The organism is Rossellomorea sp. DUT-2 (assembly GCF_052665285.1).
Map to the genome: position 1 here is coordinate 599271 of NZ_JBQPEO010000003.1, position 13656 is coordinate 612926.

The 13656-nt window shown below is 44.9% G+C and carries 12 protein-coding genes and 1 pseudogene; 5 read left to right on the top strand and 8 right to left on the bottom strand.

The features are described from left to right. Nucleotides 1–32: 32 nt before the first annotated feature. Both ACOSV2_RS13995 and ACOSV2_RS14000 read left to right on the top strand, forming a co-directional pair. Nucleotides 33–1001: an ATP-binding cassette domain-containing protein gene (locus ACOSV2_RS13995; protein ID WP_428975631.1), complete on the top strand. Its 969-nt coding sequence runs from the start codon at nt 33–35 to the stop codon at nt 999–1001. Next, nucleotides 991–1770 (top strand): ABC transporter permease, encoded by a 780-nt coding sequence (locus tag ACOSV2_RS14000; RefSeq protein WP_324747241.1) that lies wholly within the window; start codon nt 991–993, stop codon nt 1768–1770. The genes ACOSV2_RS13995 and ACOSV2_RS14000 overlap by 11 nt, the downstream gene beginning before the upstream one ends. 295 nt (nt 1771–2065) lie before the next feature. Here the strand turns inward: ACOSV2_RS14000 and ACOSV2_RS14005 are convergent, their stop codons facing one another. The 3 genes and pseudogenes from ACOSV2_RS14005 to ACOSV2_RS14015 form a co-directional block, all read right to left on the bottom strand. Further along, the gene (locus ACOSV2_RS14005; protein ID WP_428975632.1) at nt 2066–4279 is read right to left on the bottom strand and encodes a hypothetical protein; all 2214 of its coding nucleotides are present in this window, start codon (nt 4277–4279) and stop codon (nt 2066–2068) included. 556 nt (nt 4280–4835) lie between these two features. Continuing rightward, a pseudogene (locus tag ACOSV2_RS14010) lies at nt 4836–5621 on the bottom strand (putative hydro-lyase); the annotation flags it as partial. 78 nt (nt 5622–5699) lie between these two features. Beyond that, on the bottom strand, nt 5700–5858 hold the full coding sequence (locus tag ACOSV2_RS14015) for a hypothetical protein (protein WP_324747247.1): 159 nt from the start codon (nt 5856–5858) through the stop codon (nt 5700–5702). Between the two features lie 174 nt (nt 5859–6032). On the opposite strand from ACOSV2_RS14015, the gene ACOSV2_RS14020 reads away from it, so the two are divergent. Continuing rightward, nucleotides 6033–6947 (top strand): cupin domain-containing protein, encoded by a 915-nt coding sequence (locus ACOSV2_RS14020; RefSeq protein WP_428975633.1) that lies wholly within the window; start codon nt 6033–6035, stop codon nt 6945–6947. Between the two features lie 136 nt (nt 6948–7083). On the opposite strand, the gene mce is transcribed toward ACOSV2_RS14020, so the two are convergent. The 3 genes from mce to ACOSV2_RS14035 all read right to left on the bottom strand — a co-directional run bounded on the left by mce (nt 7084) and on the right by ACOSV2_RS14035 (nt 9881). Continuing rightward, on the bottom strand, nt 7084–7509 hold the full coding sequence (gene mce / locus ACOSV2_RS14025) for a methylmalonyl-CoA epimerase (RefSeq protein WP_428975634.1): 426 nt from the start codon (nt 7507–7509) through the stop codon (nt 7084–7086). Between the two features lie 459 nt (nt 7510–7968). After that, complete coding sequence (locus ACOSV2_RS14030; protein ID WP_428975635.1) at nt 7969–8745, bottom strand: YibE/F family protein; 777 nt, start codon at nt 8743–8745, stop codon at nt 7969–7971. Further along, nucleotides 8742–9881, bottom strand: coding sequence for a YibE/F family protein (locus ACOSV2_RS14035; protein ID WP_428975893.1), 1140 nt, complete (start codon nt 9879–9881; stop codon nt 8742–8744). Before ACOSV2_RS14035 ends, ACOSV2_RS14030 begins: the two co-directional genes overlap by 4 nt. Nucleotides 9882–10308: 427 nt before the next feature. Between ACOSV2_RS14035 and ACOSV2_RS14040 the strand changes: the two genes are divergently transcribed. Then, entirely contained in the window at nt 10309–10635 is a 327-nt protein-coding gene (locus ACOSV2_RS14040) for a four-helix bundle copper-binding protein (RefSeq protein ID WP_428975636.1), read from the top strand. 51 nt (nt 10636–10686) lie between these two features. Here the strand turns inward: ACOSV2_RS14040 and ACOSV2_RS14045 are convergent, their stop codons facing one another. Together ACOSV2_RS14045 and ACOSV2_RS14050 are read right to left on the bottom strand one after the other, a co-directional pair. Continuing rightward, the gene (locus ACOSV2_RS14045) at nt 10687–11370 is read right to left on the bottom strand and encodes a response regulator transcription factor (RefSeq protein ID WP_428975637.1); all 684 of its coding nucleotides are present in this window, start codon (nt 11368–11370) and stop codon (nt 10687–10689) included. Nucleotides 11371–11388: 18 nt separating this feature from the next. Continuing rightward, a complete protein-coding gene (locus tag ACOSV2_RS14050) occupies nt 11389–12750 on the bottom strand; it encodes a sensor histidine kinase (protein WP_428975638.1) in 1362 nt (453 codons plus the stop codon). A 172-nt stretch (nt 12751–12922) separates the two neighbouring features. Here ACOSV2_RS14050 and ACOSV2_RS14055 point away from each other — a divergent pair, with 172 nt between their 5' ends. Then, a complete protein-coding gene (locus tag ACOSV2_RS14055; RefSeq protein ID WP_428975639.1) occupies nt 12923–13519 on the top strand; it encodes a YdhK family protein in 597 nt (198 codons plus the stop codon). The last annotated feature ends 137 nt before the right edge of the window (nt 13520–13656 follow it).

The following is a 13656-nucleotide window of genomic DNA, read 5'->3' on the forward strand; positions in this document are numbered from 1 at the left end:
TAAATAGAAACAAAAAATCGGGGGGCTTGCTTGTGAACGGAAGGATCGTAGTTGAAGAATTGACCAAGACATTTAAAAAAGGAAACGTCCGTGCTGTGAAAAATGTCTCTTTTCAAGTGGAGGAGGGAGAGTTTTTCGCTTTTTTAGGGCCTAATGGTGCTGGGAAATCCACGACGGTCCAAATTTTGACGACGTTGATCAATGCTACTTCAGGAAAGGTGGAAGTTGCGGGGCATGATGTGATCCGTCAACCTGAGCAAGTCCGTCAGTATATCGGGGTCGCCTTGCAGGAAACGGGGGTCGATCCGGACTTGACCGGCCGTGAGATGGTTGAACTGCAAGCGTACATATTCGGTTTCAATAAAGAAGAAGGCAAAAAACGCGCACAAACCCTGCTGGAAATCGTCAAGCTGACAGAAGCCGCTGAACGACGGATCGGCAGTTATTCAGGCGGGATGAGGAGAAGGTTGGATCTTGCCCTCACCCTTGTCAACGAACCGAAGATCCTCTTTCTTGATGAACCGACTACAGGTCTTGATCCTTCAAGCCGTATGGCGATATGGGAGGAGCTGCGCAGGCTGAATAAAGAGAACGGGACGACGATTTTTCTGACCACACAGTATTTAGAAGAAGCGGATTCACTTGCTGATCGAATCGGCATCATCAATAAAGGAGAAATGGTGGCCATGGGTTCGCCAAAAGAGCTGAAGGCGCAAATCGGACACGACTTGATCACCATTACATTAAAGGAAATGGGCCGAGTAGAAGAAGCGGCCGGTGTACTGCGAAAACAAGTGGCCGATATCGATGTAATCAGTCGAAATGATCAAATCCTTATTTATGTTGAGGAGGGAACGAAGCAATTACTGGAGGTCATCCGCATTTTCGACAATGATGACATAGGAATCACAGATATCCAACTGTCTTCACCAACCCTTGATGATATCTTCCTGAAACTGACGAGTGAGCCAATGGAAGGGGTGAAAACGCATGGGGAATAATGTGTTCAAAGATACATGGCTGATGACCGTCAGGAACATTAAAACGACAGTGAGGAACCCGTTTTCGTTCATCCCCAACTTAATTATCTCAGCTTTCTTCCTTCTTGTGTATGAAGGTGGTTTAAGCGGAATTTCTCAGCTGCCAACCTTTGAAGGAGCTGATTACCTGGCCTTCATACTGCCAGTTTCCATTGTGTCCGCTGCCATCGGAGGAGCAGGGGGAGCGGGACAAAGCATTGTGAAAGATATAGAAAATGGTTTTTTCTCAAGACTTTTACTGACACCCGCCTCAAGACTTGCCATTGTCCTTGGACCGATCATTGCCGGGATGCTGCAATTACTTGTCCAGACCCTTCTCATCATCGGTATGGCGTTTTTACTTGGACTTGAGGTGAAGACAGGGCTTGGTGGTGTTTTATTTGTGCTACTGATTGCCATTGGCTGGGGGCTTGCTTTTGCCGGGTATTCCGTAGGGCTTGCACTTAGAACCCGGAACGCACAAGCGGCACAGGCTGGTACGTTTATCTTTTTTCCGCTAATTTTCTTAAGCACGACGTTCGTACCTTATGAATTGATCGAGGCACAGTGGATGAAGGTTGCGGCCACGATCAACCCTACTACCTACATCTTCGAAAGCATGCGTACCGTCCTGATTGATGGGTGGGTCTTCTGGGACTTGATGCAGGGAGTGTTTGCCATCATCATTGTCAGTGCTATCACGATTACCTTTGCTGCCGTATCTGCAAAAGGAGCAGTCTCAAGGAAATAATCGTAGAGGTGTCGGATTTGGTTAGGAGTCTGACACCCCTTCATGAAATGATGCCTCCGGATTTATTCACGGGGCATTTTTTTATGTGAGAGTCTGGTATTAGATGAAGCACACGAAAGAACCTTTGCACTGTTGTATCAATATGCCTCTTGCTTTTTATCATTCTCTTCAGTAACAGGATGAGGGGCGGACCTCTTTGAGATTTGCCCCTCATTTTTATTCAAATATTCCTTGGTGCATAGAGTGTGTGAAAAGGAAATAGCAGCCCGCATCAGGCAGGCTGCTATGTTCAGTTCTAAGGACACCCGATAATGAATGATGTTGGATCTGTAGCAGCGGTAAATGGACTAATGGTTTCGAACGTAGTGGTGGTATTGTCAGTAGCGAAAATGGTCCAGGTGATGGTATTATTCATTCTATTAAGGATGGCTGTGATTTTAGCATCAAAAGTTCTGGCTGGACCGTTGTTGATTCGTCCATTGATGGTCCCCTCAACTATTGCAGTCGTTAGGTTGTCCTCACAGAATATCTCCGTACGACGTCCTTGAGTGAATTGGAAGTTATCCCCATTCGAGGCGTTGAAGACAAAGTTGAAATTATCAACGGCAGGATTACATATTCCTTGAATACCTGACCCGCATTGCACGACCGTAATGTTTAATGTCCCTAAATAATCTTGAACATGTCCGAATCTAACAACACGTATATTTGCACCGGGCTGTGCCCTTCCTTGGGTGTTAAGCCTAAAACGGCATGGGCATTCAGGAGGTGGGACAGGGCAGTTAAGATTGACAGGAAAAGGACCGGCGGAGATGCCATTTCCACCAAGGGAAGTGGCTGCTGAGATTTCTACTGTCCCTACGGCTCCCTGGTTAGGACTTAGTACCGCTGAGTAGTTTCCATTTGAATCTGTAATGGCAGGGTTTGGTGAGATGAAGGCTATACTTGGATCAACAGTGAAAAAAACAGCAATTTTTTGGGCAGGTGTATTTCCACATAAGACCCTGCCTGATATAGGTGCACCATCACAGCCGACTGTTCCTTCAGGCGGGATCAGGGTAAGTGATTCCCCATCACATACAAGACATTCCACCCTTACAAAGTTCGTGTTGAAGACTGGAATTCCAAAGACGACTGCCTCCGCAGTATAAGGGACACCTTCCTCTACCGGGGTGATAGGTTGAACGGTGGCGACACTAGAAAATGATCCATCTGGTTCTGTGATTGGATTCGGGGTTTCAAAATTTAATATTGGACTGCTTAGATTGACTGTAATACCCGGTACCGGAATCCCTTGACATAGGACTCTGCCCGTAATGACTGTACGGCAGCTGATTGGTCCCGGGTTGTCCAACTCGACTACTGGATTCTCGCAACGGCAGTTCACTGCAACATTACGAGCCGGTGACCTTACTTCCTCTCCACCAATCATGGCTGAGGCAATAATTGTAATCGTTTCTATCACGTTAAGACCAGGTTTCAATGTAGCTGAATAGATGCCATCAGCATTGGTGATGGCGGGATTTGGATCTACGATTACTTCTCCTGAAGATAGAAGAGTCAAGTTTACAGGGGTGTTTGAAATCGGTTCTCCATTACAGGTGAACCTGCCCGTAATGGTTCCACCATCGCATCCAATCTGTACTTCAGGTACATTCAATGTCAATTGTGGGGTTGTGCAACGTACACAATCTACAAAGACATTCCCCGTAGCAGTAGTTTCGACTCCGTTAAAAGTGGCTTGGGCTGTATAGTCAGCCTCTTGGCTTGGAGTGTTGAAATTAATTGTTACTACTGAAGAAAATTCTCCATTCTCGTTCGTGACCGGATTAGGAGTGATAATATTCAATATTGGTGAACCTGATAAGGTAATCGGAATATTGGCCACTGGTTCATTGTCACATGTGAGTCGACCTGAAATGGTTCCATTACAGCTGATCTGATTCGGACCATCGAAAGTGATTTCCAGATTTTCGCACCCTGGGCATGTGACTTCATAAGATTCCGGTTCTGAGCGAATAGTGTTTCCTCCAATTGTTGCTGTCGTGACAATCGTAACTATTTCACGAGCTCCAGGAAAAGCCAGTATCGTAGCTGAATAGACCCCTTCATTGTTAGTAAGAGTGGGGTTTGGTGTCACAATAACTTTTCCTGAAGCTGAGGTCACTTCAAAACTGACCTCCACGTTCGGAATCGGCAGACCTTCACAAGTTAATCTGCCAGATATCGGGGTCCCGGGACAAGTTACAGTTCTTAACTGACGAGGAGCAGCTTGTACTGCTTGGGTAGGGATGATGATAGGATCTGGACAATTAATGCATTCCACTCTTGCAGTAATAGAGGATCTGATTGTTTCTTCTATAATGACAGCCGTTGCTGTGATGATGACATTTGGCGTAATGGGGGTGTTCCGGTCAACGATTGCAGTTGTTACGAACTCGCCCCTGCTATCAGTTACAGGGTTAGGATTTTCAAAGGTGATGCCGTCAAAGGAAGAGGTCAAGTTCACCGTCACTCCCTTGAGCGGTCTGAGATCGCACCTCACCTTCCCACGGATCGTTCCGCTGCAACTGATGGTCCCCACCCTATTCAATGTTATTGATGGATTTGTACAAACATTGCGAGGGAACAGCCCTGGACAACCAGGCGGGAAAATACTCTGGGTGGAAGCACGTGGAGTGTAAGACTTTTTGTTCCGCAAATCTATCACGAACCTTTCAAAAAGTTATTATATCCCTCTATTTTATGTCACTAAATATGGACAGTTCTCTATAAACCTCCAAATTACGTGAAAATGATTAAAATGTCTAAGAAATCAGTAAATATGCAGCATTTTTTACGGGGTCTCTTACAATCTTGCTTGATATATGGAGGTACCACCTTATTCACCCATCGGAAGTATAATGATGGTAGTAACATTGAAAAAAGTTCTCTTAATGAATGGAAATGTCCGTTTACGGGCTCAATAATTCGAAAGAGAAAGCTAACCCCAAGAAGGTCCTTGGTTCCATTATAAATAGAAGGGGACGGACCTCCTTCTTAACATCTAGAGGTCCGTCCCTCAATCATTTCCCTTCGTTTAAATATTCTTCATTATTCCAATCCATCACGAACATATGGCCGGGGGCGTGGGTCATCATGAAGGGGATCTTTGCATGAAGGGCCACTGCTTGAGGGGTCACTCCGCAAGCCCAAAACATTGGGGTTTCTCCCTCCTTGATGCCGACAAAGTCACCATAATCGGGGCGGGTGATGTCCCCGATACCGATTTCAGTCGGGTCACCGATATGGACAGGAGCCCCGTGCATTTTAGGGAATAATGAGGTGATGTCCGCTGCTTTTTGTACTAGATGATTCGGGACCGGTCTCATGGAAACGACCACTGGACCTTGAAACACACCTGCTTTCTCCGTCTGGATATTCGTCTTATACATGGCAACATTCTTATTCTCTTCGATATGCCGCAAAGGGATCTCTCCCTTGATCAGCTGACTTTCAAATGTAAAGCTGCACCCGATGAGAAAAGTGACGAAATCATCTCGCCAAACATCATCGATCCGCGTTTTCTTTTCCACCAATTGACCATGTTCATACACGTGATAGAGAGGGATATCGGTTCTGATGTCGGAGCCTTTCCCGTAGGTCGATTCGAATTCACCGGCCTCCAGCACTTCGACAATCGGGCAGGATTTGGGATTCCGGGTGGTAAATAGTAAAAAGTCAAAGGCGTACTCCTTAGGCAGTACGACTAAATTGGTCTGTACATAATCCTGGCAAATACCGGATGTGTGGGATTGGTGCTCCCCGTTTCGAATGCGGTTTCTTAATTCTGACGGTAACATGGGTTCAGCTTCCTTTCTTTGTTGAGCGAATTTTCTCTATTTTAACACAGGAGGGCCATCCATATTGAAGCTGCTTCCTGCAAAGGGCTAATTCTCCCGATTTCTCTTAATCAAATAAATCACAAAAAAACCAAGGAATATCCCTGCACTATAGGTAAGGATAAACGAAAAATCCTGCTTTCCGATCAGGAACAGTCCGAGAAAGACGACGATTCCGACCAGTATAGAAAAATACCAGCGGTGCATGATGATCACCTCATTCACTAAAAGTAATTTCCAAATACATCCATAAACGTACTATACCCGGATGATCGATTCCTAATCATTTGTATGTCCTTCCCTGCGTCCAATTGGGTGAGAGCACAATTCCCTGACACTTGCATAGGATATCTTGGTAAAAATCTGAAGGGAATGAGCAGCATGTACAATGTTCCGATGACATATCCGTATCAGCCTTATGAAAATCCAAACCTCATGGCAAGAACCGTGGAGGAAGGGAATCATCAGATTGCTGAAATCCTTTTCGACGGAATCAGGGGAAAGGCGGCAACAGCCGATCTGTACAGCCGATTAGCCCATGTAGCTCCGAATCAATACCACCAGTATGAACTACTTCAACTGATGGAAGACGAACAGCGTCACTGGTGGCAACTGACCAATCTATATACGTCGCTTACGGGAAGTCAGCCCGTTTATCAGGTGGAGAGTGTTCCATTCCATTCTTACCGGGATGGATTGCAGAGAGGATATGAGGCGGAATTGGCAGATTACGAACAGTTCCGGATCGGATGCCTGCAAGCCCAGCATCAAACCCTGTATGAGGTGTTCGCGAATGCGTGTAAGGATGAATGGGAGCATGCGAAGAGATTGAGTGTGTTGGGAGCGGATGAGGACAGACGGATGCCATCGATGGATTATGGTCCGGCACCGTTTGTGGTGAATATCGATGAGGCAACGGTACAAAATGACACATTCCGCACCGCGATTTGGACTGGGGAGCATCTGCAGGTGACCTTGATGAGTATTAATCCGGGAGAAGATATCGGGTTGGAAATCCATCCGAATCTGGATCAATTCCTGCGCCTGGAGCAAGGGCAGGGAATCGTCCGGATGGGAGACCGGCAGGATAACTTAACCTTTGAAAGAGAAGTGAAGGAAGACTTTGCGATCGTGATCCCGGCAGGTACGTGGCATAATTTGATTAATACGGGTGATACACCGATTAAGCTTTATTCGATTTATGCTCCGCCTCAGCATCCTCGGGGGACAGTTCATGTGACGAAGGCGGATGCGGAGGCTGCAGAAGCAGGTCGTGGGTATTATTTTAGGGAATAGGGATTCATATTGGGCAAAATGGTTGTGCATTATTTACAATCAACAGATGGAAGACGGGGAATTTTACGGAAGAATGGTCGTTGAGGGCACAAAAAACGCATTGAACTCAAGATGAGCCCAATGCGTTTTTGTTTGGCTAGATTTTTTCCCCGTCCGGATAATCACAATACTCGATGATCGTGCCTTCGGTATCAGCGGGATTCAAATAAATCAATCTTCTCCCGTGCTTGTTAACACGGAGACTGTCCTCCAATATGCGGATCCCCTTTTGCTTCAGTTCCTCGAGAGCGGCATCAAGGTCATCCACTCGATAGGCGATGTGGTGGACGCCCTTGCCTTTTTGCTTAATGAACCGTGCGATCGGCGACGTATCATTATTCGTTGGCGCGAGTAATTCCGTTCTGGCGCCCTCCACCTCCATAATCGCGATTTCGCTTTCGACACCCTTGGCATCACTTCTGTAGCGGTCAATCAGCTTGGCCCCGAGGACATTTTCGTAGAAGCGGATGGTATCTTCTATGTTTCTTACAGCCACTCCGATATGGTCGATTGTCTTTTTCATGATCATTCTCCTAAAGTCTGAATAAGTGTAGGTGTTATCTTACCATATCTTGCTGATGACGTGAAAAAATCGGTTCGTTTGCGTGCTTAAATTCGATGTTTCGAGAGTAAGTGAGCTACTGTGATTTTTCTACAAAAGGATTATAAAATTCGATAAGTGGATCATAAATCAAAATTCCGGTTCATAAATTCGAATTCCGGTTCATAAATCAACAAAAACGGTTCATAAAATCGGGGAGAGTAGGATTTACTAAAGGATTGAACTGCAATTTCCCCCATTTTAGCCCGTCAATTGACCATCTAATCCGAAAAATCGGGCAAATGGTGCCATTTCCCTGCAAAATAGAGGAGTATCCTTAAAAATCAAACCAAAATCCATCTAAAATGTAGAAGCTGATATCTAAAGAAGCTAATAACCTATAGAATGGGTCGCTAGCTTCTTTTTTTAAAAAATTCAGTATCAAGCACTGTCCCTCGACTCGCTTCTCCGCTTCACCAAATAGTAAGCCGTGATCCAGGAAGTTACCGGTATCGCGAGGGCTACTCCAATTCCTGCTGAACCGATGAAAATCATTTCGGAACTGAATACTTTGGAATTCACGATTTCCCCGATCGAGTAGGATAGGTCCTTGAACCAGATCAGCAGTCCCATATAGCCTCCAAAGAAAGCAAAGAACAGCGTATTCGTGCTGGTTCCGAGGATATCCCTTCCAATGCTCAGCCCGGAGGAGAATAAATCCTTTCGGCTGATGTGGGGATTGTGATAAGCGATTTCGCGCATGGGCGAGGAAATCGAGATAGACAAATCAATGATGGCGCCGATGGTACTCATGATGATCATGGAAGCACCGATTTTCACAAAATCCACACCGACAAAAAGGGAAAATGCGCCGATTTCCTCGGTTTCTTCTTCACTGAATCCCTGGATCATCGCCTGATCGGTCAACATCAGGATAAAGAACAGCAATAAGCCGGTGGTGATGATCGTCGAAAGAAACGCTGTCACCGTCTTGATGTTGATTTCACTGATGAAAAACAGGGAAATGCAACTGATCAAAGTGCAGGCAATCAGCGTCAGGATGATCGGATTCAGATTCGGATCGTTCATCAAAATGATGGTGAAAAGAAGCACGCCGAAGTTCAGGAATAAGGCGACAAAGGACCGGGCACCTTTTTTTCCACCAATCGTGATCATTAGAATGAAAAGAATGGCTGCGAGATACAATTGTACAGTCATGCTCTAGCCTTCTTTCTGTTGACAAAAAAGATGGATGTAAAGATAGCGATCGGGATCGAGAGGACTATGCCGATTCCCCCGGTCAGTGCCCTCGCCATTTCCAGTGAAAGATTCATGGAAAGGGTGAATCCCAGTGGGGAAGCATTTTTGAAAAAGAGAATGAGCATGGGAATCGCCCCGCTGATATAGACGAAGAACAAAATATTCGTCATCGTTCCCATGATGTCCTGACCGATATCGAATCCCGACTTCCTCAACGCTTTGATGGAGATGCCCCGATTCTTCTCGTACAGTCCGAAGATGGACGACGATAAAGTGATGGCGACATCCATCACCGCTCCCAAGCACCCCACGAGTATCCCTGCCATGAACACCATTTCGTATGGACGGGTCAAAAATTGCATCTCCTCGTATCGGAGACCGTTTCCAGCAGTGAATCCTACCACAATATAAGCAATCAAGAGTGTCATGAACGTTCCGATCAAGGTCGCAATAACCGCTGCATACGTTTTTTCATTAAAGCCATTGACGAATAAAAGGGAGATCCCGGTAAATAAAATTACCCCGATGCTGCATACCACCAACAGGCTTGTATCAGCTGAGTTCAGGTAGATATCCAAGGCATAGGAAAGGATGACGGCATTGACTCCGAGGGTGATGAGAGAGAACAGCCCCTGCTTCTTCCCGACCACCAATAAGAGCAGGATAAAAACCCAGCCGATGATCATCATGTATGTATCCCGTTTGACGTCTTCTATGTTTCCGGTCATCTCCGTCTTTCCTGTTGACGATGAATCGATGCTTACGAATAATTCATTCCCGGGTTTATATGCCTGATCTGTGGCCCCGGAGGATGAATACTCATTGGTTAAAGTGATCTTCTCTCCCTTTTGATCACCGTTCTTGAGCTCGGCTACGATCTGCTGGGAGTAGAGCTTATCCTTATTACCGTTCATATCCTCCATCTCCGTCGTTTCCACAATCTTCGTACTGATCACTTCGGCAATCGGTCGATCATACCATCCATGATTGTGATAGACGAAATAGAGGGAAGCGGCCACACATAGTGCGAGGGTGATGTAGATAAAAAGATGTTTGGGACTCAAGTTTTTGCGTTCAGTGATTTGTGCAAACAACAATTCCTACCTCCATGATTTGAATCAAAACTTGTATATGTATGAGATGAACTAAAAAAGACCCATCCATCCGGTCTTCCATTGGTTATTCGCGCTAATGGAACGAGCATTTATCCATTATTCCACAAAAGGGGAGGTTAATCAAAAGTAGGGACGGACCTTATGCTTGCATATGAAAGCATGAGGTCCGTCCCTGTTTACCCTGCCTAATACAAGGGGTGCTCTTCCAAGATGAGCCTGTTTACCCTGCCTAATACAAGGGGCGCACTTCCAAGATGAGCCTGTTTACCCTTTATTTTTGCAGAAGATATGCAATTAAAAATAAACCTCTTTGTATTTAAAAAAATGTATCTTATCCGTTTATTGCAATATGAACGGGATATAGTAAACGTGTAGGGAATACTCAATTTTAAAGGAGGAGTTCACATTGTCACACGAAAAATATCAATCGGCCATTAACGCATTACATGAATGTATGGTAGCTTGTAATCATTGTTACGATTCTTGTTTAAAGGAAGAAGATCTCAACATGATGAAAGAATGTATCCGGTACGATCGGGAATGTGCGGATATGTGTGCATACTTAGAACAATCCTTAGTAAGAGGGACACCATTTGCGTCTGAACTTGCTAGAGTGTGTGCTGCGATTTGTGAAGCATGTGGAGATGAATGCAAGAAGCATGATCATGATCATTGTCAGGCATGTGCCGATGCTTGCTTCAAATGTGCAGAAGAATGTAAGAAAATCGCCTAAAGGAAATGAACATAAGAAAAGATCAAAGGACAGGAACCTTTGATCTTTTTTTTATATTTTCCACTGGTAGCCGATGCCCCATATTGTTTTCAAATGAGGTTCAATGGGGAAGCCTGCTTTCTTCAGCTTTTCCCTTAAATTCCTGATATGGGAATCCACAGTTCGGATATCGGTCGTGGAATGGATATCCCATACCATGAGAAGGAGCTGTTCACGGGTATATACCCGTTCTGTGTTCTTCATCAAGGAATGCAGGATTTTATATTCTTTTAACGTCAGAGAACTGATTTCATTCTCATATATTAACGTGTAGGAGTCTCCATCCAACGTAAAAGCCCCTCTGGTCAAGCGTTGATCATCTACTTGGTCATACTGTTTGATCCTTCTGAACTGAGCATTCACACGTGCGACCAGTTCCCCTTCATCAAAGGGCTTCGTGATATAGTCATCAGCCCCGGCGTTTAAGCCTTTTATGACGTCATCCTTATCCCCCCTGGCCGTTAACATGATGATGGGGACGTTTGAAAACTCCCTGATTTTTTCACAGGTCTGAAAGCCACTAAGTTCAGGCATCATGATATCTAATATGATCAGGTCTACGGAATGTTTCTTAACCGCCTGAATCGCGTCATAGCCGTTATTTTTCTTTTTGCATACATACCCGTGAGGCTTCAGATAAAGCTCCAGCAGGTTCAGCATCCTTCTTTCATCATCGATTAATAAAATGGTATTCATCAGACTGACCTCCAAGCTTCACAGTATTATGTTGATCGATGTTCCCTTATTTCGTTCACTTTGGATGGAAATCTGACCGCCATGTGCTTCCACCAGTTCTTTCACAATGGATAGCCCGAGACCGGATCCGCCAAATTCCCTGGAACGTGATTTCTCCACCCGGTACATCCTGTTGAATACCTGTGGAAGTTCCTCCGGTGGGATGCCCATCCCCTGATCGTTAATCAAAAGGCTCATATTCCCTGATTCGTTTCGCTCAACCGTCACCTCAGTCGTTGAATGAGGGGGCGAATGATTTAGGGCGTTATCCAATAGGTTCATGACGATTTGTTCGAGACGGATGGGATCGGCAAGGAACGGGAAATCCTCCTTCACAATCAAAATGAGATCGATTCCCTTTCGTTTAAAAACAGGAGCTACTTTGTTGATGACTTTATGATAAAAAGGGCCAGAATCGATGGTTTCAGTTTGAATGGAGAAATTGTTTTCATCAATCTTTGCCAGCTCAAATAAATTTTCGATCAACGTCAGGATGGTTTTGGATTCTTCCTGGATAATGTTCAGATATTCTTTTCGTTCAGATTCCGGGATGTCCTCTCGAAGGGCCACATTGGCGTACCCTTGAATATAGGTCAGCGGGGTCCTGAGCTCATGAGAAATATTCGCCAAGAATTCAGTGCGCTCCTGTTGAATGGTTTCTAAATCTGTCGCCAGTCTCTGAATGGAATCCGATAGATCCCCAAGTTCATCCTGACCGAGTTCCGGAAGTTTCACCTCAAAATTCCCTTTGCTCAATTTTTCCGTCGCCTGCTTCATTTTTAACAGGGGGCGTGTCAGGATTTTCGATAGGAGAAAATGGATCATGGTTAAGATAATGAGACTCAGTATTCCTGCGAGATAGAAATGGCGGTTCAACTGGCTGATCAGGTTCCGTAACGGTGCGGCGCTCTTGAACATATAAACATATCCTTCGTTTCGTTCACTTTTGAAGGATGTGACGGTGGCTAAATAATTCATGTCTTTCCAATTTGATTCGATGACCCTTCCTTCACGGTTCAAGGATTCAGGGGGGACTTGGATTAGTTCACGCATTCCATCCGTTAATTCCCTTGAACCTATGATGACGTTATGGTTCTGATCCGTGATCACGACTTCCGTTTCAGTTTTGGATTCCATGAGGGCTATGTGATGCAGCGTCGTTTCCGAATAACGGTCCTCTAACACATCACGATGACTGTTCCCCCGGGATAAAATTGATTCAAACTCCTCCTCGATCCTTGTATCGATAATATTGTCATGTAGATAGAGCATCAATAACCCTTCCATCACAAGAACCGCGATCGTAAAGTAGAGGGCTAACTTGGTTGATATTTTTTTCATGGTATAACCTCATTTTGTCATTTCCTTTATTTTACCGAAAATATATGAAAAAACTATGCACAATGCTTGAAATCCGGATCCATTTGTCATAAATTCTTCATGGTTCTTTTCCCTTTCTCCATATAATTTGCAATTTTGAGGGGTAAAATTTATTGAGAAGATGAAAAGGAGGATGACCATGACTACAAATAATAAAAATTTGATTTTGTTACTCATTACAGCACTGTTTCTCCTATTGGGAGCCTGCTCCAATAATGGAGGGGATACGGGACATGAAGGCGGAAGTGACCAGGAGATGAAAGAAGACATGGACGGGATGGACCATGGTGACATGAATCATTCCAGTTCAGGAGAAGTACCGGAAGGCTTGAAGGAAGCAGCCGATCCGACATATACAGTAGGAGGTAAAGCCATCATCCAAGATGACCATATGGAAGGAATGAAGGGAGCGGAAGCCAAGATCACTGGTGCTTACGATACCTTCGTCTATACCGTTACCTACACACCGACCACTGGCGGAGAAAAAGTGAAAGATCATAAATGGGTCATTCATGAAGAGATTGAAGATCATGGAGAGGAACCCTATGCATCCGGGGATGACGTCGTCCTGAACGCCGATCACATGAAAGGGATGGAAGGTGCGACCGCGACCATTGATTCCGTTGAAAAGACGACGGTGTATATGGTGGATTTCACACCAGTGACAGGTGGAGAAGAGGTAAAGAATCATAAATGGGTGACCGAGAGCGAGTTGTCACCGGCTGAATAAAGGGTGGTTTAGTAAACCATAAAGAAAGAGCTTATTCTTATAAGGATAGGCTCTTTTTTTATGCAACAAGAATTGAAGGAATCTTGAATGTTTGAAATAATTAGGAGGTAAGGGCTCCTTCAGTAAATGTATAATGA

Coding starts and splice junctions, on each gene's coding strand:
- ACOSV2_RS14015 (WP_324747247.1), bottom strand. CDS start 5,858: ATGCACCGCTGGTATTTTTCTATACTGGTCGGAATCGTCGTCTTTCTC.
- ACOSV2_RS14020 (WP_428975633.1), top strand. CDS start 6,033: ATGTACAATGTTCCGATGACATATCCGTATCAGCCTTATGAAAATCCA.
- ACOSV2_RS14050 (WP_428975638.1), bottom strand. CDS start 12,750: ATGAAAAAAATATCAACCAAGTTAGCCCTCTACTTTACGATCGCGGTT.
- ACOSV2_RS14055 (WP_428975639.1), top strand. CDS start 12,923: ATGACCATGACTACAAATAATAAAAATTTGATTTTGTTACTCATTACA.
- mce (WP_428975634.1), bottom strand. CDS start 7,509: ATGAAAAAGACAATCGACCATATCGGAGTGGCTGTAAGAAACATAGAA.
- ACOSV2_RS14000 (WP_324747241.1), top strand. CDS start 991: ATGGGGAATAATGTGTTCAAAGATACATGGCTGATGACCGTCAGGAAC.
- ACOSV2_RS14030 (WP_428975635.1), bottom strand. CDS start 8,745: ATGACTGTACAATTGTATCTCGCAGCCATTCTTTTCATTCTAATGATC.
- ACOSV2_RS14045 (WP_428975637.1), bottom strand. CDS start 11,370: ATGAATACCATTTTATTAATCGATGATGAAAGAAGGATGCTGAACCTG.